Origin of the sequence: Pseudomonas sp. Irchel 3E19, from assembly GCF_900187585.1 — a bacterium.
In the GTDB taxonomy this organism is placed as follows: domain Bacteria; phylum Pseudomonadota; class Gammaproteobacteria; order Pseudomonadales; family Pseudomonadaceae; genus Aquipseudomonas; species Aquipseudomonas baetica.
In genome coordinates this window covers 91946-113604 of the sequence record NZ_FYDT01000011.1, presented here as the reverse complement: position 1 = coordinate 113604, position 21659 = coordinate 91946, and the positions used below count along the sequence as shown (strand labels likewise).

Sequence of the window (21659 nt, the reverse complement as noted above, 5' to 3'; positions counted from 1 at the left end):
AGTCGACAACATAGTTGCAGACACACCGCTTTCGCGAGCAGGCTCGCTCCCACAGTGGTTTTGTGGTGAGACAGAAGAATGATGTACAGCCTTGAAGACCTGCTCCATCTCATGAACCGCCTGCGCGATCCGCAGTACGGTTGCCCGTGGGACATCAAGCAAACCTACGCGACCATCGTCCCGCACACCCTCGAAGAAGCCTACGAAGTGGCCGATGCCATCGAGCGGGGTGACTTCGATCATTTGCAGGGTGAGTTGGGCGATCTGCTGTTTCAGGTCGTCTATTACAGTCAGTTGGCGCGGGAAGAAGGGCGCTTTGAATTCGCCGGGGTGATCGACAGCATTACCCGCAAGCTGATCCGTCGTCACCCGCATGTGTTTCCCACCGGCGATCTTTACGCGCCGCTGGACGTGCCGCGCTTGAGCGAAGAACAGGTCAAGCAGCGCTGGGAAGAAATCAAGGCCGAAGAGCGCGCCGAGAAATCAACCGCGCCAGAGCAACTGTCACTGCTCGACGACGTGCCTGCCACGTTGCCGGCATTGTCCCGTTCAGCCAAGTTGCAAAAGCGCGCAGGGCAGGTTGGTTTTGACTGGCCGGATGCCTTGCCCGTGTTCGACAAAGTGCGCGAAGAGCTCGATGAAGTGCTCCAGGCCATGTCCGAAAACGATCCGGTAGCGGTGGCTGACGAAATCGGCGATTTGCTGTTTTCCGTGGTCAATCTGGCCCGGCATCTCAAGGTCGATCCGGAAACCGCATTGCGTGGCGCCAACGGCAAGTTCGAAAGACGGTTCCGATTTATCGAACAGGCATTGCGCGACACCCACCGTCCCATAGAAGATTGCACCCTCGAAGAGTTGGACGCCCTGTGGGGTGAAGCCAAACGTCAGGAAAAGAATTTGCCCGGCTGCGGCTGAGCAACTGCCCAAGTGAGTAAGCACATGAGTATTTCCCTTCGCGATCAGTTGCTCAAAGCAGGGCTGGTCAACCAAAAGCAGGCCAAGCAGGTCAGCAAGGACAAACAGAAGCAGCAGCGTCTGGCCCACAAAGGTCAGATCGAGCTGGACGACTCGCAGCAGCGCGCCGCCCAGGAAGCGATGGCCGAGAAGGTCAAGCGCGACCAGGAGCTGAACCGTCAGCAGAAAGAGAAAGCCGAAGCCAAGGCGCGTGCAGCGCAGGTCAAGCAGTTGATCGAGGTTTCGCGTCTGCCGAAGCTGACCACCGAGGACTACTACAACTTCGTCGACGACAAGAAGGTCAAGCGCATCTCGGTCAACACGCTGATGCGCAACAAGCTCAGTAGCGGTTCGCTGGCGATCGTCCATCATGCCGGTGGCTACGAAGTAATCCCGCGTGAGGCGGCCCTGAAGATCCAGGAGCGCGATCCGCAGCGCATCGTGCAGCTCAACGTGCAAACCGAAGAAGTCAGCACCGAGGACGATCCGTACGCGGCCTATCAGATCCCTGACGATCTGATGTGGTAAATCGATAGAGCTGTAACAACGACAAACCCCGCTCATGGCGGGGTTTGTCGTTTTCAATGCTGTGGTTGAATCAGGCGGATTTCAGATCCCGCTGCTGCTCTTGCACTTCGAGTTCGGCCTTGTAGTTGTGGGCGTCGATTTCGTTGTGGAACATCCCGACCAGCAAGTCTTGTTGATGCACGTCCCAAATCCGGATACCGGCGGCTACGCCTTCATGGGACATGTGTGAATCGTCGCGTTCAGTTACTTTTACAGTCATCTGCTAGCTCCAAATCTCAAGTTATCTGCAGCAAGGCGTGTGCAGGACTCTTTTATAGGATTTGTTAGGTAGCTAAGTAAACCGGTGATTCACGCAAGGTGTTGTTGCGTTTTTTGCAACAGTGCTGCAGCCCGCGCAATCCGCGACATTCGGTCGCAGGGCAGAAAGTTTCATGACAGAAGTTTCATTTTCATAAGCACTGAAACCCATTGTGGGAGCGAGCCTGCTCGCGAATTCGGTGGGTCAGACGACGATAGAGTGACTGGAATATCGCATTCGCGAGCAGGCTCGCTCCCACAGGTTTTTGCGGTGTGGCTGCTATTTTCTGCAGGCCAAAAAAAACGCCCCGAACCAGTCGGGGCGTTTTCATGTGTGGCTCAGCGGGGAATTACTTGCCTTCCCAGCGCTTCAGTACCAGCGTGGCGTTGGTGCCGCCGAAGCCGAAGCTGTTGCTCATCACGGTATTGATGGTGGCGTTTTCGCGGGTCTTGGTCAGCACCGGCAGATCGGCCACTTCAGGGTCCAGTTCGTCGATGTTGGCGGAACCGGCAATGAAGTTGCCTTCCATCATCAGCATGCAGTAGATCGCTTCGTGAACGCCGGCGGCGCCCAGGGAGTGACCGGACAGGCTCTTGGTCGAGCTGATCGCTGGTGCCTTGTCGCCGAACACTTCACGCACACCTTTCATTTCCGCAACGTCGCCGACCGGAGTCGAGGTGCCGTGGGTGTTCAGGTAGTCGATCGGAGTATCAACGGTGGACATCGCCATCTGCATGCAGCGGATCGCGCCTTCGCCACTTGGGGCAACCATGTCGTAGCCGTCGGACGTCGCGCCGTAGCCAACGATTTCCGCGTAGATCTTCGCGCCACGGGCCAGAGCGTGTTCCAGCTCTTCAACCACAACCATGCCGCCACCGCCAGCGATGACGAAACCGTCACGGTCGGCGTCGTAGGCGCGGGAGGCTTGTTCCGGGGTGTCGTTACGCTTGCTGGACAGTGCGCCCATTGCGTCGAACAGGAACGACTGGCTCCAGTGCTCCTCTTCACCGCCACCGGCGAAAACGATGTCCTGCTTGCCCATCTGGATCTGTTCCATGGCGGTACCGATGCAGTGAGCACTGGTGGCGCAGGCAGAAGCGATGGAGTAGTTCAGGCCCTTGATCTTGAACGGCGTGGCCAGGCAAGCGGAAACGGTGCTGCTCATGGTCCGCGTGACGCGGTATGGACCGACGCGCTTGACGCCTTTCTCGCGCAGGATGTCCAGCGCTTCCATCTGGTTCAAGGTGGACGCGCCGCCCGAGCCGGCGATCAGGCCGGTACGCGGGTTGGACACTTGCTCTTCGGTCAGGCCGGAGTCAGCAATGGCGTCTTTCATGGCCAGGTAGGCGTAAGCCGCTGCGTGGCCGACGAAGCGATAGATCTTGCGATCGATCAGCTCTTCAAGGTTGAGGTCGATGGAGCCGGAAACCTGGCTACGCAGACCCATTTCGGCATATTCCGGGTTGAACCGGATGCCAGGGCGGCTTGCACGCAGGTTAGCGGAGACGGTCTCTTTGTCATTGCCCAGGCACGAAACAATGCCCAGACCAGTGATAACGACGCGGCGCATGCGAATAACCCTTAGAAGTTGTCAGTGGAGGTGAACACGCCGACGCGAAGGCCTTCGGCGGTGTAGATTTCGCGACCGTCGACGGTCACCGAACCATCGGCGATGGCCAGGTTCAGCTTGCCCTTGAGGACGCGTTTGATATGAATGTTGTAGGTGACTTTCTTGGCGGTCGGCAGCACCTGACCGAAGAACTTCACTTCGCCCGAACCCAGCGCACGGCCGCGGCCCGGCAGGCCTTGCCAGCCCAGGAAGAAGCCGACCAGTTGCCACATGGCATCCAGACCCAGGCAGCCCGGCATCACCGGATCGCCTTCGAAGTGGCACGCGAAGAACCACAGGTCAGGGTTGATATCCAGCTCGGCGACCAATTCACCTTTGCCGTACTTGCCACCTTCTTCGCTGATATGGGTGATGCGATCCACCATCAGCATGTTCGGCGCGGGCAGTTGCGCGTTACCTGGGCCGAACAGCTCACCGCGACTGCAGCGCAGCAGGTCTTCCCGAGTAAAGGCGTTTTGTTTGGTCATGCGAGCTCCTCAATAATCCCATGCGGCAGGTGGGGCAAATCTCCCGACCGTTCGAAGCGTTCATGCCTCGAACCGGCAGCCTACTCATAGACTATTGCGTTGTGGTGAAAGTCACAGCACCAAGGACATGAATGTACACTTGTGCACTGAAATTTTTATTCAAGCCCCTTTTGAGGCTTGTTCGGGTGCCTAAGACTGCCGCACTTTCGCTTTCCACGCCAGTCGCAGATGGTCGAAAAACCGTCACTACTGCACCCATCGCTGCAGAATCTGCTGTAGGTCATTGCGTTTGAACGGCTTGGCAAGGTAATCGTTCATGCCGGCCGACAGGCAGGTTTCCCGGTCGCCCTGCAAAGCGTTGGCCGTCAGCGCGATGATCGGTACATCGCCGCGGCCGGGCAGGCGGCGAATCTGCCGGGTGGCCTCGTAGCCGTCGATGATCGGCAAACGGCAATCCATCAGAATCACTTCGTAATCGTTGCCCTCGGCGCTACGTACTGCCTGTGCGCCATCGGTGGCGACATTGACAGTAAAGCCCAGGCTGCGAAGCATTGCTTCAATGACCGTCTGGTTCACCGGGTTGTCTTCGACCAGCAACACGTTGCGCCCTTCGCCGTGGCGGCCGCCGTCCAGCATTCGCGGCGCGGTCAGTTGCGGTAACGCCTGCTTATAAAGTGCCAATGGGATTTCCAGGGTGAACACCGAGCCCAGGCCTTCCTCGCTTTGCGCGCGCAATGTGCCACCCATGCGCTCGGCGAGCGTACGGGCAATCGGCAGGCCGAGACCGGTGCCGCCGTAACGCCGGGAGATTGAACTGTCCGCCTGCTGGAAGGCGTTGAACATCAGCTCCAGACTTTCGGACGAAATACCGATGCCGCTGTCGCGCACCGAGCAGGTGAACCACAGCAGTTCGTGATCCAGCGATTGCCACTGCGCCTCGATACTGACCCGGCCCCGTTCGGTGAACTTCAAGGCATTGCCGACCAGGTTGACCAGAATCTGCCGGATCCGCGTCGGATCGCCTTGTACCTGCAAGCCGCGCATATCCTCGGGAATCCGCAGATTCAGGGTCAGGTCACGTTGCACTGCGCTGTGCTGGAACGACTGGGCGCAGGCCCCGATCAGTTCGGCGAGGTTGAACGGAATGTGCTCAAGCTCAAGCTCCGAACGTTCGATGCGCGAGAAATCGAGGATGTCGTTGATGACCTTGAGCAAATGCTCGGTGGATTCCGAAGCAAGCGCGGCGTATTCGAGCTGCTCTTCAGTCATTTCAGTTGTTTCAAGCAATTGCAGCATGCCCAGCACGCCGTTCATGGGCGTGCGCAGTTCATGGCTCATCATCGCCAGAAAATCGGATTTGGCGTTGTTGGCCTTTTCCGCTTCCTCGCGGGTCTGGATCAACTGCGCCATGGCCTGCTGCTGTTCACGACTGGCCTGATCCAGCGCCTGGGCGAGGTTGTTGATGTGCTGCGACAGGGCGCCCAGTTCGGTGTCGTCGACAATCGGCAGCGGCGTTTTGAAGTCGCCGTCCTGAATCGCCTTGACCGCATTGCCGATATCGTGGATCGGCTGCGACAGGCTGCCGGCCAGGCGTCGTGCCACGACGAAGGTGAAGAGCAGGGCGAACAGCGCGAGGATTGCGGCCTTGAGCAAGATTTCCTGTTGACGCTGACTGAAGGCGTCGTTGGACAGCCCGACGATCACGCGCCCCAGATAATCCTCATTGGCAGCGCCACTGCTGACTTTTGTGTCCTGAAAAAAATCAGTGTTCAAAGCGATTCGTTGCAACCGCACCGGCGCCTGGAACACTTCTACCTGATGCGGTCGCCGGTGGGCGTCCGCCGGTTGTTCGACATACACCAGAATCCGGTTGGCGCTGTCCTGTACCTCAAGAAAACGCACGTTGGGTGTCGCCAGCGTGGCCTTGAGCAAACTCTCCAACACTTCGTTGTTGCCGGAAATCACCCCGTATTCGGTCGCGGGCGCCAGCTGGTTGGCGATCAATTGGCCGGTGTGGTTCAGCTCCTGACGCAAATCCTGGATGCGCACGAAGGTGAAGAAGCTGATCAGCAACAGGGTCAGCAACAGTGCCGGGCCCAGGCTGATCAGTTGGGTGCGGGTGTTGATGTCCCAACGGCGACGAAAACTCATGGGTGGCGTTCTCCTTCTGCCATCGCTCTGGCGACAGATGCATCATCCAGCGGTTCGATCCCTAAGGAACGAGCCACCTGCGTATTACTTGAGACTTTAAAACGTTCGGGATAGAGCGTTCGCGGCCAATTGGCCGGGGGCTGGTCGAGCAAATGGTCGAGCACGCCGAGCCAGTCGCTCTGGTCGCTGTAACTGCTCGCCAGGCTACCCGCGCGCACAAATGCGACGTTCGGGCCGACCAGCGCCAATTGTCTTGAGTAACTGCTGAGCAGCAGGTTTTTCGCGGTCTTCGGGTTGTACAGATCGGGATCATCAAGACCCAGTAACACATCGCTGTTTTTCAGAACGGCTTGCAAGGGGCGACTGTCGTGGGTGTTGTCCCAGCGCTGGCTGACGATTTCCAGATTCAGTGGCGTGGCGGCCAGGTGCAGCTCTTTGAGGAGGAATTCGCTGTGCTCATCGAACAATACGCCAACCCGTCGCGCCTGCGGCAAGATACGCCGGATCAATTGCAGTTGCCGGCCCAGCGGCGGATCGCTCCACAGCAAGCTCAGGTGCGAGGGTTGCGTCGAACCGAGGCGTTGTCGGGCTTGCAGACGGCTGATGCGTAGCACCAGTGTCGCCGGGCCCTGGGATTCTTGCAGGCGCCAGTCGAAGCTTGGCAGGTCGAGCAGAATCAGGCGCAGGCTGGACGGCAACTCGCCCGGCGCCGGCAGGCTGGCCAATGGCTGGAAGCGTACGGTGTCGGTCGGGCGTAATTCACTCAGCGCCTGAACGAAGGCCTGCACGCCGGGGCTTTCTTCGGCACCGGTCAGCAGGATGTCGGCGGCTTGTACCGCCACGCCATGCAGCCACGCCGTCAGAAACACACACAGCCCGGCCAGCCAATGAGCCAGCGTTGGCGTCTTGCGCGTCAGGCCGTAGCGCACCTTAGAACTCCAGCTCGGCACTGAAGTACATCACGCGGCGTTGGTCGTAATTGTTATCGATGAACGTGGTGGGCTCATGGTCCAGACGTTGTTGCAGCACACCGGCCAGTTGCAGATGAGCCTTGCCCAAGGCGATGCGTTTGGCGATGCGCGTGTCGAGCCGTTCGAAGCGGTAGCCGTTGAGCGCGTTGTCGCCGTAATAGAAGAGGGCGCTGTTCCAGCCGTGGCCCCAATCGCGCAGCCAGCCGGCGGAGCCGCTGTTGCTCGCGGTGAATTGCTGATCCAGCGGATTACTCGCCTCGGCGTCGACATAGGCATAAGTGAAACGCAAGCGATCGGCCTGGCTCACACGCCAGTCGAGTTGGGTTTCCGTGCCGCGAAAACGTGAGCTGTTGGCGTTGCTGGCGATGTATTGGTTATTGCGCAGCGGCTCGCTGATCATGCCGGTGATCTCGTCGTAGAACAGCTTCACGTCCAGCGCCAGCCCCCATTCGGCGAAATAGCCGTTGTAGCCCAGTTCCCGCGAACGCATGTGTTCCTGATCGAGATCGCCGGGGCCGCGGGTCTTGACGAAATAGCGCGCCGAAGACTGGCCATACGCCAAGGGCCGCAGATTGCTGACCTGATAACTCCAGTTGACGTTGTTCTCGAACATGTCCGGCGAGCGGATCGCTTCCGAGTACACCGCGCGCAGACCGTGGCGCGGATTGATCAGGTAATTGACCGCGAAGCGTGGGGTCAGCGAACTGCCGATCAATTGCGTGTCTTCGAACATTGCGCCGCCCTGCAACAGCCAGTGTTCACTGGCGCGCCACTCCAGTTGGCCGAACGCGCGCCACGTGGTGTCGTCCAGCGTGCCGTTGAAGTAGGTCTCGGAGTCGGCCCGATCGTAACGATAGTTCATGCCGCTGACCAGGCGCAGGCTGTCGGACAGGCTGAGGGTGTCTTGCAATTCGAGGTCGTAACGCGATTCTCGGGCGCTCTGGTCGATATCGCCGCACAGGGTTTTACTGGCGCCGTTGCGCCACTGATCGAGCACGCGATTGGCCAACGTCATTTGCTGCGCGGTGCCTGTTTCAGGGCCGGGACCCAGGAAACGGGTGATATTACGCGCCAGACGTTCGGTGTAATTCGGGTCGATTTGCCACAGCTGCGTCAGCTCGGGGCTGAACGACACCTCGGCGTCGCAGGCGCGCCAGGTTTGCTGGCGATCCCAGTGCTGTGCCGAGCCTTGTATATAGAGGCTGTGTTCGGGATTGATGTCGAGGTTCCAGCGCACCGAACCGGCGTAATCCTTGGCGACTACGTCGGAATTGTTCCCGGCGTCAGTAATCCCCGAGAACACCGGGCGGTAGGTGTAGGGCCGCTGGTTGGTGCCATCCTTTGCGTTGACCTGCCAGTCGAGGCTCTGGTTTTCATTCAACGTCTGGCTGACGGCGAGACTGAAACGGTTCAAGCGGCGGCTGTCACGGTAGTCGGCGCCGGTTCGATCGGTATCGAATCCGTCATCTTCCTGACCGGACAGCGACAAGCGCAGGTCGCCGCCATTCCATCCCTTGCTCTGGCTGGCATAGAAGTCATTGATGCCAAGTTGGCCGCGAGTGATCTTCAGCCGCGTGCCATGGCTGTCTGCCGGATGACGCGTGATGATGTTGACCACCGCCATCAGCGCATTAGCGCCGTAACTGACGGTGTTCGGGCCGCGAAACACTTCGATGCGCTCGATGTCCTCGATGGCCACCGGAATATCGCTCCAGTCCACCGTGGCCAGGCCTGCGCGGTACACCGAACGGCCGTCGATCAACACCTGCATGCGTCGCGCTTCGCTGGCGTTGGTGCCGTGGTAATTGACCGCTGCCTGATTGCCGCTGATGTTGCCGACCATCATCCCAGGGACCAGCCGCAGCAGTTCGCTGATGTCACGGGCGCCGCTGGCGGTGATCAGTTCGCTGTCGAGCACGGTCATGCTTCCCGGCACTTCCGCCGGCGTTTGCTTCAGGCGTGTGGCCGTCAGCACCTGCGGCAATGCCTCACTGTCCATGAACAGGTCGTCCGCCAGTAATACCGGGCTGAACAGCAGCGCCAGCAGGAGGGACGAACGCGATGGGGGAAGAGCAAAAAGCACGACACGGCCTATAGAGCGAAGAATTGGCGCGCATGTTAACCGAGGGGCGCGACTTTTCCAGTCACGTTGCAGGCATTTTCCTAGGTTTTATGGGTCTTCTTCCTACAAGTATCGGTAATTGACGCGGGGGCTGGCCGCGACCGGGTCGCCCCGTATAATGCCGCCATCGCCACTGGTATGGATTAACGGATTGCATATGACTGAACAGCGCCCGATTGCGGTCCTGGGAGGCGGAAGTTTTGGTACCGCCGTGGCCAATCTTCTGGCCGAGAACGGCCATCAAGTCTTGCAGTGGATGCGTGACCCCGAGCAGGCCGAGGCCATCCGGGTCAATCGCGAAAACCCGCGTTACCTCAAAGGCATCAAGATTCTGCCGGGCGTGACTGCGGTCACCGACCTGCAAGCCACGCTCGATGCCTGTGACCTGTGCTTTGTTGCACTGCCGTCCAGCGCGTTGCGCACGGTGCTGGCTGCCCACGCCGAGCGGCTGAGCGGCAAAATGCTGGTCAGCCTGACCAAAGGCATCGAGGCACACACCTTCAAACTGATGAGCCAGATTCTCGAAGAGATCGCCCCGCAGGCGCGCATCGGCGTGTTGTCCGGGCCGAATCTGGCGCGGGAAATCGCCGAACATGCGCTGACCGCCACGGTGGTCGCCAGTGAAGACGAAGAACTCTGCAAGCAGGTGCAAGCCGCACTACACGGCCGCACCTTTCGCGTTTACGCCAGCGCCGACCGCTTTGGTGTCGAGCTGGGCGGGGCGTTGAAAAACGTTTACGCGATCATCGCCGGCATGGCGGTGGCGCTGGAAATGGGCGAGAACACCAAGAGCATGCTGATCACTCGAGCCTTGGCCGAGATGACCCGGTTTGCGGTGAATCAGGGCGCCAACCCGATGACCTTCCTCGGTCTGGCTGGCGTTGGCGATTTGATCGTGACCTGTTCGTCGCCCAAGAGCCGCAACTACCAGGTCGGTTTCGCCCTCGGTCAGGGCCTGAGCCTCGACGAAGCGGTATCGCGCCTCGGTGAAGTCGCCGAGGGAGTGAACACCCTGAAAGTGCTCAAGGCCAAATCCCAGGAAGTTGGCGTGTACATGCCGCTGGTCGCCGGGCTGCACGCCATTCTGTTCGAAGGACGCACGCTGGAGCAGGTGATCGGTCTACTGATGCGGGCCGAGCCGAAAACCGACGTCGACTTTATTTCCACCAGTGGTTTCAACTGATTCAGCAGGGAACGACACATGAACGATCCGAAAACCGAAGCCAATTACGAATCCATCCTTCTGCGCGTGCTGTGGATGATCGTCTACGTGCTGGTCTGGCAAGTGGCGCAGTTCATCCTCGGCGCAGTGGTGCTGGTGCAACTGATCTATCGTTTGATCTATGGCGCCCCAAGCGCCAGCCTGATGAACTTCGGCGATAGCCTGAGCCAGTTTCTGGCACAGATTGGCCGTTTCGGCAGTTTTCACAGCGACCAGAAACCCTGGCCGTTCGCTGACTGGCCAACGCCGCGTACCCCGGAAGGTGAAGCGCCACACGTCGTGCCGCCAGCACCGCATCCGGCCCGAGATGAGGAGCCCAAGCTATGAAACTCTGGGTATTGCGTCACGGTGAGGCCGTGCCTTACGGCTCGTGCCCTGATTCCGAGCGGGAACTGACCGATCACGGTCGTAAGGAAGCGTTGAGCAGCGCGGCCCGATTGATCGGCCAGCCACTGACGGCGATCTACGCCAGCCCTTATCTGCGTGCGCAGCAGACTGCACAGATTGTCCGCGAGGCGCTGGGTTTCGAGCCGGAGATTCGCACGGTCGAGTGGCTGACGCCGGAGGTCGATCCCGACAAGGTGACCGATCAACTGGTGTCGGTGAGTAACGTGCTGCTGGTCAGCCACAACCCGCTGGTGGGCAACCTGCTCAGCTATCTGCAACATGGCGCCGGATATCCACCGGAGAAGGTCAGCACCGCTGGCCTGGCGGAGCTGGAAAGCCCTGAGCTGCTGATCGGTTCGATGACGCTTAACAGCCTCAAACATCCATAACGCTGATCCCTTTGTGGGAGCGAGCCTGCTCGCGAAAGCGCAGTGTCATTCACAACTTAGGTGTCTGAAACGCTGCCTTCGCGAGCAGGCTCGCTCCCACATTGGTTCTCTGTGTGCCGGAAATTATTTGTTTGAATTTTCCAACCAAGCACTTGCTTGGTTGACTACGCTTGCTCCAGACCCAAAAAACAGGAGCGAGTCGCATGTCTGCCGCCTTCCGTTTGCCGCTGGACGTGTTTTACGAACGTGAAGCCCGGCACCCGCGCCAGCGCTTTCTCGTGCAGCCCATCGGTGGCGGGCAGATCGAGACGCTGACCTGGGCCGATGTCGGTCATCAGGCCCGCTGCGCCGCACACTGGCTGCGTGCCCGTGAATTGCCGCAAGGCAGCCATATCGCCCTGATCTCGAAAAACTGCGCGCACTGGATCATTGCCGATCTCGCGATCTGGATGGCCGGGCATGTTTCGGTGCCGCTCTATCCCAATCTCACGGCTGACTCCATGGCGCAGGTGCTCACTCACTCGCAGAGTGTGCTGGCGTTTATCGGCAAACTCGACGATTGGCCCGGCATGTCGAAAGGGCTGCCGTCGGGTCTGCCGACCATCAGCCTGCCATTGCATCCGCCCGGGACGTTCGATTTCAGCTGGGATGACCTGCAGCGCGGCTCGCCGATCCAGGACGACCCGCGTCCCGCCGCCGAGCAACTGGCGACCATCATCTACACCTCCGGTACCACCGGCCTGCCCAAAGGCGTGATGCACAGCTTCGCCAATCTCGGTTTCGCCACGACCCATGGTACGCAGTTGTTCGGGCTCAACGAGAATGACCGACTGCTGTCGTACCTGCCGCTGTGCCACGTCGCCGAGCGCATGTTCGTTGAGCTGGCTTCGATCTACACCGGGCAGACGGTGTTCTTTGCTGAAAGTCTCGACACTTTCATCACTGACCTCAAGCGTGCGCGGCCGACGGCGATGTTCGGTGTGCCGAGGATCTGGACCAAGTTCCAGATGGGCGTGTACAGCAAGATCCCGGCACAGCGTCTGGATTTCCTTCTTGGTCTGCCGTTCATTGGCAAGCGGGTCGGACACAAAGTTCTCGCTGGCCTGGGGCTGGATGCATTACGCGTGGCCCTGTCCGGCGCCGCACCAGTACCGCAGACCTTGCTCACCTGGTATCAGAAGCTCGGGCTCGATGTGCTGGAGGTCTACGGCATGACCGAAAGCTGCGGCTACTCGCATATCTGCCTGCCGGGCCAATACAAACAGGGTTGGATCGGCAAGCCGTGCCCGGAAGTCGAGGTGCGCATCGACGAGTCGGGCGAGGTACAGGTGCGCAGTCAGGCGAACATGCTTGGCTATTTCAAGGAACCGCAGAAAACCGCCGAGACCCTGACCGAGGACGGTTTTCTGCGTACCGGCGACAAGGGCGAACAGGATGCGCAGGGGCGGCTGCGCCTGACCGGGCGACTCAAGGAAATCTTCAAGACCAGCAAGGGCAAATACGTCGCTCCGGCACCGATCGAAAATCGCCTGGCGGTGCATTCGGGGATCGAGCAGGTATGCGTGGTCGGGGACGGTCTGAGTGCGCCGCTGGGGTTGTGCGTGCTCTCGACGGTCAATCAGGAGGAGCCGCGGGCAAGTCTGCATTCGAGTCTGGAGAAGCTGCTGGAGGAGGTCAACGCTGTGCTCGACAAGCATGAACGTCTGCGCCGCCTGGTGGTGGTCAAGGACAGTTGGGCGGTGGAGAACGGCTTTCTCACACCGACGCTGAAAATCAAACGCAACGTCATCGAAGACACTTACGGTGCGCGCTTCGAAGAATGGAGTGAGCGCAGCGAGGTGGTGCTGTGGCAGGATTGAGCGACCACTAAAACAACAAAGGAAGTCTGCGATGAGCCTGTGGCGTACCACTCCCGACATCGAGCAGTTGAACGCAATCCAGAAAAACACCATCGGCGAAGTGCTCGACATCCGCTTTGAAGCGTTCGATGAAGAGTCGCTGACCGCGAGCATGGTCATCGATCACCGTACGCATCAACCTTACGGTTTGCTGCATGGCGGGGCATCGGTGGTGCTGGCGGAAACCGTCGGTTCGATGGCCAGCTATTTGTGTATCGACGCCAGCAAGTTCTATTGCGTGGGGCTCGAGATCAACGCCAACCATTTGCGCGGCCTGCGCAGTGGCCGGGTGACGGCGGTGGCCAAGCCGATTCATCTCGGCCGTACGACCCATGTTTGGGATATTCGCCTGACCAGCGACGAAGGCAAGGCCAGTTGTGTGTCGCGGTTGACCATGGCGGTGGTGCCGTTGGGTGAGCAGCCGCCGCGTTGATTACCGATTTGCCCATAGCTTTGACCTGACTGTCATCATTCCTGGCAGTTACGGTCATTGCTGTAGGGCGCGGTCTTACGGACAATCAACGCCACGTTCCCCGCTCATGGATTTGCCCGCATGTCGCAACCGATCTTTTTCGCCCACGCCAACGGTTTCCCTTCGGGCACCTATGGCAAGTTGTTCGCGGCGCTGGCGCCCGAGTACCGGGTTGCGCATCTGGAGCAGCATGCTCATGACCCGCGTTTCCCGGCAGATGACAATTGGTACCACCTCGTCGACGAGTTGATTCACCATTTGCAGCAGCAGGATCAGCCGGTGTGGGGCATCGGTCATTCTTTCGGCCGCGTCCTGCATTTGCACGCGGCGCTGCGTTGCCCTGAGCTGTATCGCAGCGTGGTGATGCTTGATTCGCCGGTGCTGACCAGGACCGATCAGTGGGTGATCCGCGCGGCCAAGCGCTTTGGTTTTATCGACAAACTGACGCCGGCCGGGCGCACGTTGGGGCGGCGCGAAGAATTCGCCGATCTCGCCAGTGCACGCAGCTATTTCGCCGGAAAGACCTTGTTCCGTGGTTTCGATCCGGAGTGTTTCGACGCTTACCTGCAACACGGTTTGCACCAGGTCGGCGACAAGCTGCGCCTGCGCTTCGATCCGGCCACGGAAATCAGCATCTATCGCGGCGTGCCGCACACCAGCCCCGGGCGCACTCGTCAGTTGCAGGTGCCGCTGGCGGTGGTGCGTGGGCACAAGAGCAACGTCGTCATGCGCCATCACACTCGTTTCGTCTCGCGTCTCGCCCAGGGCGAAGCGCTGAGCATGCCCGGTGGCCACATGTTTCCTTTTGAGCGGCCGCAAGACACTGCGCGGTTGCTGAAGAATCTGTTTAACCGTTGGGAAAGTCGCCAGGACAAGGATTGCGCATGAGTCAGACCGTCGAAGAAGTGCGCCTGAGCCTGCCGCATATCGAGTTGGCCGCGCATTTGTTCGGCCCCGAGGACGGCTTGCCGGTGATCGCGCTGCATGGCTGGCTCGACAACGCCAACAGCTTTGCCCGTTTGGCGCCGAAGCTCAAAGGCCTGCGCATCGTTGCGCTGGACATGGCCGGGCACGGGCATTCCGGGCATCGGCCGAATGGCGCCGGGTATGCACTGTGGGACTATGCCCATGACGTGCTGCAAGTCGCCGAGCAACTGGGCTGGAAGCGTTTCGGCCTGCTCGGGCATTCGATGGGGGCCATTGTTTCGCTGGTACTGGCAGGCTCCTTGCCGGATCGCGTCACGCATCTGGCGCTGATCGACGGTGTAATTCCTCCTACAGATAAAGGCGAAAATGCTGCCGAACGCATGGGCATGGCCCTGCAAGCGCAACTGGATCTACGCGAGAAGCGTAAACCGGTCTACAGCACCCTCGACCGTGCCATCGAAGCGCGAATGAAAGGTCTGGTGGCGGTCAGTCGAGAGGCCGCAGAACTGTTGGCTCAGCGCGGCTTGATGCCGGTGCCCGGTGGTTACACTTGGCGCACTGATAATCGCCTGACCCTGCCATCGCCCTTGCGCCTGACCCAGGAGCAGGCGATGGCCTTCGTCCAGCGCATCGAATGCCCGGCGCAACTGGTGGTCGCGGCCGACGGCATGCTGGCCAAACATCCGGAGCTGCTGGAGCGTCTACCCTTTAGCCGGGAACAGCTGCCCGGCGGGCACCATTTGCACCTTAACGACGAGGCTGGTGCCGACCTTGTCGCAGACTGTTTCAATCGCTTCTTCGCCATTCCTTGACTTGCTGCGGGCAACTGTCGAGGCTGGGCGGGTTGAAATGGGAGACAACCACGATGGATTTCTATACCGCTGCAACCCCGAATAGCCAAGTCATGCCGATCCGATGAGCCTGACTATGCGCTCATTCAGTCTGCTGGCGCTGTGCTGTTTCAGTTCCGTTTCGTTCGCCGCCGATGTGCCGGGCAGTCAGGATCTGCAGATCGTGCCGCGCCTGGCCGATGCGCAAATCGTCGACTATCGCCCGCCCGTGGAGCTGGAGCGAATCTACCCGTTGGGTTCGATTCGCAAGATCAGCGGCCAGTTGCGCTTCGATAGCCAGGTCACGGCCCGTGGCCAGACCACGTCGGTGACTTACGAGTTGCCACCCGAACACTCCGCCACCGAAGCGTTTACTGCCGCCCGCGAAGCCCTGCAAAAGCAGGACGCCGAGTTGCTGTTCTGGTGTCAGGCCCGTGACTGCGGCGAAAGCAGCCTGTGGGCCAACGAGGTGTTCGGTAATGCCAAGTTGTACGGCGCCGACGAGCAACAGGCCTATCTGTTGCTGAGATTGGCCGCGCCGAAGGACAACACACTGGTGGCGCTCTACAGCATCACGCGCGGCAATCGAAAAGCCTATCTGCATGTCGAGCAGTTCGAGGCAGGGGCGCCGCTGGGCAATTTGCTGCCGACCTCCGCGACCCTGTTGCGCCAGCTTAAAAGCACCGGTGAACTCGACTTCCCCAAACTCGTCAATGATCCGGATGACACTTGGCTACGGCTGATTTCCCGTGGCTTGAACCTCGATACCACGCAGCGCGTGACGCTGTCCGGGCCGAAAGCCGAGGCCTGGCGCCAGGCATTGATCAATCAGGGCGTGCGGGCGGCGCGGATGGAAACCGGCAGTGTCGACGGCGTTGGCCTGCGCATCGATCTGTTGCGATAAGCTCTGGCAGGCGAGCATGCGCGGCATGTTCGCCTACTCTTTGCCTGACTGACCTTTTCGAGACCTTACATGCTCAATAACGATCGACTGCTGGTGCAGATTCTGCTGCTGGTGCTGTTTGGTGCCAGCCTGTGGGTGATGGCGCCGTTCTGGTCGGCGCTGTTCTGGGGGGCGGTACTGGCGTTTGCCAGTTGGCCGTTGATGCGCCTTCTGACCCGCCTGCTCAATGGTCGCGAATCGCTGGCTGCGGCGATTCTGACCTTGGGCTGGATGTTGTTGGTGGCGGCGCCGCTGGTCTGGCTGGGGTTCAACCTCGCCGATCATGTGCGCGATGCTACGGCGTTCATCAAGGATGTGCAGGTCGATGGTTTGCCCGAGGCGCCGACGTGGTTAGGTGGGCTGCCGTTTGTAGGTGAACGGCTGGTCGGGATCTGGAACAGCATCGATCAACAGGGCGCGGCGTTGATGGTGTCGATCAAGCCTTATCTGGGGCAGGTCGGTAACTGGCTGTTGGCGCGCAGTGCGCAAATCGGCGGCGGGATTCTCGAGCTGACGTTGAGCATCGTTTTTGTATTCTTTTTCTACCGCGACGGGCCGCGTCTGGCGGCGTTCGTGCATGGTTTGCTGGAACGTTTGATCGGTGATCGCGCTGGCTATTACATCGATCTGGTGGCCGGCACGGTGCAGCGGGTGGTCAACGGGGTGATTGGCACGGCGGCGGCGCAGGCGGTTCTGGCGTTGATCGGCTTTTTGATTGCCGGGGTGCCGGGGGCGCTGGTGTTGGGGATTGTGACGTTTCTGCTGAGTCTGATTCCGATGGGGCCACCGCTGGTCTGGGTACCGGCCACGGCCTGGCTGGCGTGGAAGGGTGAGTACGGGATGGCGGTGTTTCTCGGGATCTGGGGGACGTTCATCATCAGTGGCGTGGATAACGTGCTCAAGCCTTATCTGATCAGTCGCGGCGGGAATCTGCCGTTGGTGATTGTGTTGCTTGGGGTGTTTGGCGGGTTGATTGCGTTTGGGTTTATCGGGTTGTTTATCGGGCCTACGCTGTTGGCTGTTGCCTATAGTTTGTTGACGGATTGGAGTAAGAGTCAGGCTCGGGTTTAGGTGTTTGGTTGCGATTTTTTTTGGGTGAATATCCGTTGCTGCGGGTGTTGCTGATTAGGGTTCCGCCCTGACGGCGGGTCACTTTTGACAAACGCCCGGAATGCCGGCCCAGCCAAAAGTAACCAAAAGGGCTTTACCCTGACGTACGGCCCTCGCTTAGGCTCGGGTTCCTTCGCTGCGGGATTGATCCGGGCGCAGTCGCCTGCGGTTTGCTGCGCTGCACCTCCTCTCGATGTGTTTGGCTGCGCCAAACGGTCGCTGCGCTCCCACCCCCGGATCACTCCCTCCACTCAGCCTTCCGACGGGCGCTCTAAGATCAAAAGCGGTACTCGAGCTTGCGCTCATTGTGTTGAGTGGGGCGGCATGCGCCGCGTGCGGGGTGTAGTCATTTTCTTGTGGGAGCTGGCTTGCCAGCGATGGCGGCCTGACAGCCAACCAGTTTCTGGCGGGTGTACTCAATCCCTGTGGGAGCTGGCTTGCCAGCGATGGCGGCCTGACAGCCGACCAGTTTCTGGCGGGTGTACTCGATCCCTGTGGGAGCTGGCTTGCCAGCGATGGCGGCCTGACAGCCGACCAAGCTCTGGCCGGTGAACTCGATCCCTGTGGGAGCGGGCTTGCTCGCGAAGGCGGCCTGACAGCCAACCAAGCTCTGGCGGGTGAACTCGATCCCTGTGGGAGCTGGCTTGCCAGCGATGGCGGCCTGACAGCCAACCAAGCTCTGGCGGGTGAACTCAATCCCTGTGGGAGCGGGCTTGCTCGCGAAGGCGGCCTGACAGCCGACCAAGCTCTGGCGGGTGAACTCGATCCCTGTGGGAGCGGGCTTGCTCGCGAAGGCGGCCTGCCAGCCGACCAATATCTAACAGATGTAATCAACCCACCTGTAGGAGCTGCCGAAGGCTGCGATCTTTTGATCTGCTTGGCTTTGGCTTTGGCTTTGGCTTTGGCTTTGGCTTTGGCTTTGGCTTTGGCTTTTGATCTTGCTCTTCAGGCCCATCGGCAGGCCGAGCGAAGGTGTTCATCCGGGGGTAGGCGCGTAGCGCCGTGCGGCGAAGCCGCATCCATCGAGAGGAGGTGCAGCGAAGCAAACCGTAGGCGATGCCCCCGGATGGACACCGTAGCGAGGGAACACTGAGCCTCAGCGAAGTGCCGTACGTCAGGGTAAAGCCTTTTGGGTTACCTTTTCGGCGTTTGGAAAAGGTGACCCGCCGTCAGGGCGGAACCCTAAGCAGCCGTTACCGCAGCAACGGATATGCCCCCAACTCCAACCCCACCCCCACCCCCACCCCCATGCAAGAACCGCCCAACGCCACGATCCGTTGATCTTGCTATTGATTCAAAAAGCAAAATCAAAAGATCGCAGCCTCGTTTCACTCGACAGCCAGTAGGCGAGTTACGTAGCGACGTTGAGGTACTTGCCCACCGGCGCAGCATTATCCAGCGAGTACTGCTTGCTCAAGTTGGCAATCATGCGGTTCAACGCTTCGGAGCGGGTCTGTGCGCTGGCAGTCTGTTCTTGCTCAGGACGTTCACGCCCCGCCTGCAGAGCCGCTTTCAATTCATCGCTGCTGACGCCACCGCTGCTGTCGCTGTCGAGAACCTTGAGCAACGCGGCGCTGGTGTCGGTGCTAGTCGTCGAGGTGCTGTCGCTGGCCTGCAAGGCGCTGCTCAGTTCTGTCGCCGTAACGCTGCCGTCACCATCGGCATCGAGCTGGCTGAACAGCTCGTCGCTGTTCACTTGTGGCGGCGGTGGTGGTGGCGGGGTCAGGCTGGCGGTGAGTTCGTCCTGGCTGACGGTGCCGTCCTTGTTCTTGTCCAGGGCCGAGAAGATTTGGTTGCTGTCGGCGGTGCTGCCGGCACTGGTCAGGCCAGTGCTCAGTTCGTCGCTGCTGATGGCGCCGTCGCCGTCGCTGTCGAGTGCGCTGATCAGGGCGTTGGCCAGTTCCGTGTCGGGCGCCTGGTCGTGCGGCGGGGGTGGTGGGGGCGCCATGGCGGTCATTTCTTCGGCGCTGAGGTTGCCGCTGCCGTCGCTGTCCAGGTCGCCGAACTGTTTGCTCAGGTTGACCAGCAGGCCGTCGTCGGACTTTTGTGACAGGGCGCTATTCAGTTCGTCCTGATCCACCGCGCCGTCGCCGTTGCTGTCGAGTTCGGCGAACAGGTCTTTTTGCAGTTGCTGGCTGCGGGCGTTTTGCGTGGAGGTGCTGCTGGTGCTGGTATAGCTCGTGTAGTTGCTGACGCTACCGATCATCGGGCTCACTCCTTGGACTGGAAAGCCGGTGGGTGTACCGGCTTATGCAGCCTCAAGGGGCAAGTTGTCGTGGGTATGTGGGGTTTGTACCGGCTGGTACACACGAGAACAATGCTGAACCCCTGTGGGAGCGAGCCAGCTCGCGAACAGGCCGGAACATACAACAGAGATGCTGGATCAACTGACGCCTTCGCGAGCAGGCTCGCTCCCACAGGGTTTTGTGTGTTTCTCAGGGGCGAGGCAGGCGGATGACTGCGGTGAGGCCACCACCTGGGGTTTCTTCCAGGTTCAGTTGTCCACCCAAACGCTGCGCCGCTTCCCGGGCAATGGTCATGCCCAGACCGACGCCGCCGGAGTTGCGGTTGCGCGAGCCTTCCAGGCGATAAAACGGTTCAAACACCGCCTCGCGTTTGTCCTCGGCAATCCCCGGCCCATGGTCGATCACGCGGATCAGCAGTTGCTCGCGCTGATCCAGCAATTCGATGCGCGCCTGGCCGGCATAGCGCAGGGCGTTGTCCATCAGGTTGTTGATGCATGATCGCAGCGCCATCGGCTGCACCTGCATCGGTGTGCAATGACCGCTGACTTGTGCGTCCGCGCCTTGATCCTGAGCGTTTTCGCACAATGACTCGACCAGCGCCTGCACGTCCATCAGTTGCAAGGCTTCGCTGGTGCGTTGCTCGTGCAGGTAGGTGAGGGTGGCGTCGAGCATGGCGATCATGTCGTTGAGATCCTGACGCATCTGGCTTTGTAATTTGTCGTCGTTGATGTTTTCCAGGCGCAGTTTCAATCGTGACAGCGGCGTGCGCAGGTCGTGGGAGACGGCGCCGAGCATGCGTGCGCGCTGCTGCACTTGCTCGCGAATGCGTTGTTGCATCAGGTTGAAGGTGTGCGCCGCTTGCCGTGCTTCCCGGGGGCCGGATTCGTCGAGCGGTGGGCTGTCGAGGTCTTCACTGAGGCGTTCGGCGGCGTCGCTCAGGCGCTGGATCGGGCGACTGAGCAGCTTGGCGCCATACCACGCGGCGATCATCAGCGTGATGAACTGAAAGGTCAGCGGCACGACCGGCCCGCCAAACCATGGACGAGGGGGGCGGGGCGGGTAGCGCGGATCCTGTGGCGGTCTTTGCCCCTCGGCGTTTTGCGAAAAATCCGGAGGCGGTGGTGGCGGTGGCGGGCCGTAGAGATGAAACCAGGTAAAAGCCAGCAGGTGCGCCAGGACGATCGCCACGAACAGCACGCCAAACAGGCGACCGAACAGCGTGTCAAAGCGCGCCCGCATCAGCCGATGTCCCTGGCGTCGAACAGGTAACCCTCACCGCGTACGGTTTTGATCAACTGTGGGGCCTTTGGATCGTCGCCGAGTTTCTGCCGCAGGCGTGACACCAGCAGGTCGATGCTGCGATCGAACGCTTCGATCGAGCGACCGCGGGCGGCGTCGAGCAATTGTTCGCGGCTGAGCACCCGGCGCGGGCGTTCGATAAACACCCAAAGCAGACGGAATTCGGCGTTGGACAGCGGCACCACGAGGCCATCGTCGGCGATCAGCTGACGCAAAACGCTGTTCAGGCGCCAGTTGTCGAAGCGAATGTTCGCCCGTTGCTCGGTACGGTCATCACGGACGCGGCGCAGAATGGTCTGGATCCGTGCCACCAGTTCGCGCGGTTCAAACGGTTTGGCCATGTAGTCATCGGCGCCCAGTTCCAGACCGATGATGCGGTCGGTGGGCTCGCAGCGGGCGGTGAGCATCAGGATCGGGATGTCCGATTCGGCGCGCAGCCAGCGGCAGAGCGACAGGCCGTCTTCGCCGGGCAGCATCAAATCCAGCACCACCACATCGAAATGCTCGGCCTGCATTGCCTGACGCATGGCCGCGCCGTCGGTAACGCCGCTGGCGTGAATATTGAAGCGAGCGAGGTAATCGATCATCAGCTCGCGGATCGGCACGTCATCATCGACGATCAGGGCGCGGATGCTCCAGCGCTTGTCGTCTTTTGGCTCATCATTCACGGTGGTTTGGGTGTTGTGCATGGGGCTGTTCATCTGCCATTAGGCCGCCAACCACAAAGATGGGCTGCGAGGTGGTGGTTTCAGCATAGGCGTCCGGCGGTGAGGCGGGAAGTGCTGATGTAAGGACGTGTTGCGGCTGGCGAGGGT

General features: G+C 60.3%; 21 protein-coding genes. 11 read left to right on the top strand and 10 right to left on the bottom strand.

Annotated elements, in window-relative coordinates:
* Positions 1–81 precede the first annotated feature (81 nt).
* Together mazG and CKW18_RS09975 are read left to right on the top strand one after the other, a co-directional pair.
* The gene (gene mazG, locus CKW18_RS09980; protein ID WP_095188639.1) at positions 82–915 is read left to right on the top strand and encodes a nucleoside triphosphate pyrophosphohydrolase; all 834 of its coding nucleotides are present in this window, start codon (positions 82–84) and stop codon (positions 913–915) included.
* A gap of 24 nt (positions 916–939) precedes the next feature.
* Positions 940–1482 (top strand): DUF2058 domain-containing protein, encoded by a 543-nt coding sequence (locus CKW18_RS09975; RefSeq protein WP_016987455.1) that lies wholly within the window; start codon positions 940–942, stop codon positions 1480–1482.
* 70 nt (positions 1483–1552) lie between these two features.
* On the opposite strand, the gene CKW18_RS09970 is transcribed toward CKW18_RS09975, so the two are convergent.
* From CKW18_RS09970 to CKW18_RS09945, 6 genes are all read right to left on the bottom strand, one after another.
* A complete protein-coding gene (locus CKW18_RS09970) occupies positions 1553–1741 on the bottom strand; it encodes a hypothetical protein (protein ID WP_007917473.1) in 189 nt (62 codons plus the stop codon).
* 388 nt (positions 1742–2129) lie between these two features.
* Entirely contained in the window at positions 2130–3350 is a 1221-nt protein-coding gene (gene fabB, locus CKW18_RS09965; RefSeq protein WP_003227152.1) for a beta-ketoacyl-ACP synthase I, read from the bottom strand.
* An 11-nt stretch (positions 3351–3361) separates the two neighbouring features.
* On the bottom strand, positions 3362–3877 hold the full coding sequence (gene fabA, locus CKW18_RS09960; RefSeq protein WP_040065317.1) for a 3-hydroxyacyl-[acyl-carrier-protein] dehydratase FabA: 516 nt from the start codon (positions 3875–3877) through the stop codon (positions 3362–3364).
* Between the two features lie 246 nt (positions 3878–4123).
* A complete protein-coding gene (locus tag CKW18_RS09955) occupies positions 4124–6028 on the bottom strand; it encodes a response regulator (RefSeq protein ID WP_095188638.1) in 1905 nt (634 codons plus the stop codon).
* Entirely contained in the window at positions 6025–6957 is a 933-nt protein-coding gene (locus CKW18_RS09950) for an ABC transporter substrate-binding protein (RefSeq protein ID WP_095188637.1), read from the bottom strand. Before CKW18_RS09950 ends, CKW18_RS09955 begins: the two co-directional genes overlap by 4 nt.
* A 1-nt stretch (position 6958) precedes the next feature.
* On the bottom strand, positions 6959–9082 hold the full coding sequence (locus CKW18_RS09945; protein ID WP_095188636.1) for a TonB-dependent siderophore receptor: 2124 nt from the start codon (positions 9080–9082) through the stop codon (positions 6959–6961).
* 196 nt (positions 9083–9278) lie between these two features.
* Here CKW18_RS09945 and CKW18_RS09940 point away from each other — a divergent pair, with 196 nt between their 5' ends.
* The 9 genes from CKW18_RS09940 to CKW18_RS09900 all read left to right on the top strand — a co-directional run bounded on the left by CKW18_RS09940 (position 9279) and on the right by CKW18_RS09900 (position 17260).
* Entirely contained in the window at positions 9279–10304 is a 1026-nt protein-coding gene (locus tag CKW18_RS09940) for an NAD(P)H-dependent glycerol-3-phosphate dehydrogenase (RefSeq protein WP_095188635.1), read from the top strand.
* 18 nt (positions 10305–10322) lie between these two features.
* Positions 10323–10670, top strand: a complete 348-nt coding sequence (locus CKW18_RS09935; protein ID WP_095188634.1) for a DUF4389 domain-containing protein — start codon at positions 10323–10325, stop codon at positions 10668–10670.
* On the top strand, positions 10667–11119 hold the full coding sequence (sixA, locus tag CKW18_RS09930; protein ID WP_095188633.1) for a phosphohistidine phosphatase SixA: 453 nt from the start codon (positions 10667–10669) through the stop codon (positions 11117–11119). The genes CKW18_RS09935 and sixA overlap by 4 nt, the downstream gene beginning before the upstream one ends.
* Before the next feature lie 203 nt (positions 11120–11322).
* Positions 11323–12978 carry an AMP-binding protein gene (locus CKW18_RS09925; RefSeq protein WP_095188632.1) on the top strand — a complete coding sequence of 552 codons (1656 nt, stop codon included), beginning with the start codon at positions 11323–11325 and terminating at the stop codon, positions 12976–12978.
* A gap of 31 nt (positions 12979–13009) precedes the next feature.
* Entirely contained in the window at positions 13010–13450 is a 441-nt protein-coding gene (locus CKW18_RS09920; protein ID WP_095188631.1) for a hotdog fold thioesterase, read from the top strand.
* A 120-nt stretch (positions 13451–13570) separates the two neighbouring features.
* Positions 13571–14377 carry an alpha/beta fold hydrolase gene (locus CKW18_RS09915; RefSeq protein ID WP_095188630.1) on the top strand — a complete coding sequence of 269 codons (807 nt, stop codon included), beginning with the start codon at positions 13571–13573 and terminating at the stop codon, positions 14375–14377.
* Positions 14374–15228, top strand: a complete 855-nt coding sequence (locus tag CKW18_RS09910) for an alpha/beta hydrolase (RefSeq protein ID WP_095188629.1) — start codon at positions 14374–14376, stop codon at positions 15226–15228. Before CKW18_RS09915 ends, CKW18_RS09910 begins: the two co-directional genes overlap by 4 nt.
* A 115-nt stretch (positions 15229–15343) precedes the next feature.
* Positions 15344–16150: a DUF4892 domain-containing protein gene (locus CKW18_RS09905; RefSeq protein WP_095188628.1), complete on the top strand. Its 807-nt coding sequence runs from the start codon at positions 15344–15346 to the stop codon at positions 16148–16150.
* Between the two features lie 69 nt (positions 16151–16219).
* Positions 16220–17260, top strand: a complete 1041-nt coding sequence (locus CKW18_RS09900) for an AI-2E family transporter (protein WP_095188627.1) — start codon at positions 16220–16222, stop codon at positions 17258–17260.
* 385 nt (positions 17261–17645) lie between these two features.
* Here CKW18_RS09900 and CKW18_RS09895 read toward each other — a convergent pair whose 3' ends face one another.
* The 4 genes from CKW18_RS09895 to CKW18_RS09880 form a co-directional block, all read right to left on the bottom strand.
* Positions 17646–18113, bottom strand: a complete 468-nt coding sequence (locus CKW18_RS09895) for a hypothetical protein (RefSeq protein ID WP_095188626.1) — start codon at positions 18111–18113, stop codon at positions 17646–17648.
* A gap of 537 nt (positions 18114–18650) precedes the next feature.
* Positions 18651–19505 carry a XopAW family type III secretion system calcium-binding effector gene (xopAW, locus tag CKW18_RS09890; RefSeq protein ID WP_095188625.1) on the bottom strand — a complete coding sequence of 285 codons (855 nt, stop codon included), beginning with the start codon at positions 19503–19505 and terminating at the stop codon, positions 18651–18653.
* Between the two features lie 229 nt (positions 19506–19734).
* Complete coding sequence (locus CKW18_RS09885; RefSeq protein ID WP_095188624.1) at positions 19735–20784, bottom strand: HAMP domain-containing sensor histidine kinase; 1050 nt, start codon at positions 20782–20784, stop codon at positions 19735–19737.
* Positions 20784–21545, bottom strand: coding sequence for a response regulator (locus tag CKW18_RS09880; protein ID WP_371857621.1), 762 nt, complete (start codon positions 21543–21545; stop codon positions 20784–20786). The genes CKW18_RS09885 and CKW18_RS09880 overlap by 1 nt, the downstream gene beginning before the upstream one ends.
* Positions 21546–21659: the final 114 nt, after the last annotated feature.

Excerpts from the sequence above, each read along its gene's own strand:
- mazG (WP_095188639.1), top strand. The coding sequence starts at position 82 with ATGTACAGCCTTGAAGACCTGCTCCATCTCATGAACCGCCTGCGCGAT.
- CKW18_RS09910 (WP_095188629.1), top strand. The coding sequence starts at position 14,374 with ATGAGTCAGACCGTCGAAGAAGTGCGCCTGAGCCTGCCGCATATCGAG.
- xopAW (WP_095188625.1), bottom strand. The coding sequence starts at position 19,505 with ATGATCGGTAGCGTCAGCAACTACACGAGCTATACCAGCACCAGCAGC.
- CKW18_RS09935 (WP_095188634.1), top strand. The coding sequence starts at position 10,323 with ATGAACGATCCGAAAACCGAAGCCAATTACGAATCCATCCTTCTGCGC.
- CKW18_RS09905 (WP_095188628.1), top strand. The coding sequence starts at position 15,344 with ATGCGCTCATTCAGTCTGCTGGCGCTGTGCTGTTTCAGTTCCGTTTCG.
- CKW18_RS09920 (WP_095188631.1), top strand. The coding sequence starts at position 13,010 with ATGAGCCTGTGGCGTACCACTCCCGACATCGAGCAGTTGAACGCAATC.
- CKW18_RS09880 (WP_371857621.1), bottom strand. The coding sequence starts at position 21,545 with ATGAACAGCCCCATGCACAACACCCAAACCACCGTGAATGATGAGCCA.
- CKW18_RS09975 (WP_016987455.1), top strand. The coding sequence starts at position 940 with ATGAGTATTTCCCTTCGCGATCAGTTGCTCAAAGCAGGGCTGGTCAAC.
- CKW18_RS09970 (WP_007917473.1), bottom strand. The coding sequence starts at position 1,741 with ATGACTGTAAAAGTAACTGAACGCGACGATTCACACATGTCCCATGAA.
- fabA (WP_040065317.1), bottom strand. The coding sequence starts at position 3,877 with ATGACCAAACAAAACGCCTTTACTCGGGAAGACCTGCTGCGCTGCAGT.
- CKW18_RS09925 (WP_095188632.1), top strand. The coding sequence starts at position 11,323 with ATGTCTGCCGCCTTCCGTTTGCCGCTGGACGTGTTTTACGAACGTGAA.
- CKW18_RS09915 (WP_095188630.1), top strand. The coding sequence starts at position 13,571 with ATGTCGCAACCGATCTTTTTCGCCCACGCCAACGGTTTCCCTTCGGGC.
- fabB (WP_003227152.1), bottom strand. The coding sequence starts at position 3,350 with ATGCGCCGCGTCGTTATCACTGGTCTGGGCATTGTTTCGTGCCTGGGC.
- CKW18_RS09885 (WP_095188624.1), bottom strand. The coding sequence starts at position 20,784 with ATGCGGGCGCGCTTTGACACGCTGTTCGGTCGCCTGTTTGGCGTGCTG.
- CKW18_RS09940 (WP_095188635.1), top strand. The coding sequence starts at position 9,279 with ATGACTGAACAGCGCCCGATTGCGGTCCTGGGAGGCGGAAGTTTTGGT.
- CKW18_RS09955 (WP_095188638.1), bottom strand. The coding sequence starts at position 6,028 with ATGAGTTTTCGTCGCCGTTGGGACATCAACACCCGCACCCAACTGATC.
- sixA (WP_095188633.1), top strand. The coding sequence starts at position 10,667 with ATGAAACTCTGGGTATTGCGTCACGGTGAGGCCGTGCCTTACGGCTCG.
- CKW18_RS09900 (WP_095188627.1), top strand. The coding sequence starts at position 16,220 with ATGCTCAATAACGATCGACTGCTGGTGCAGATTCTGCTGCTGGTGCTG.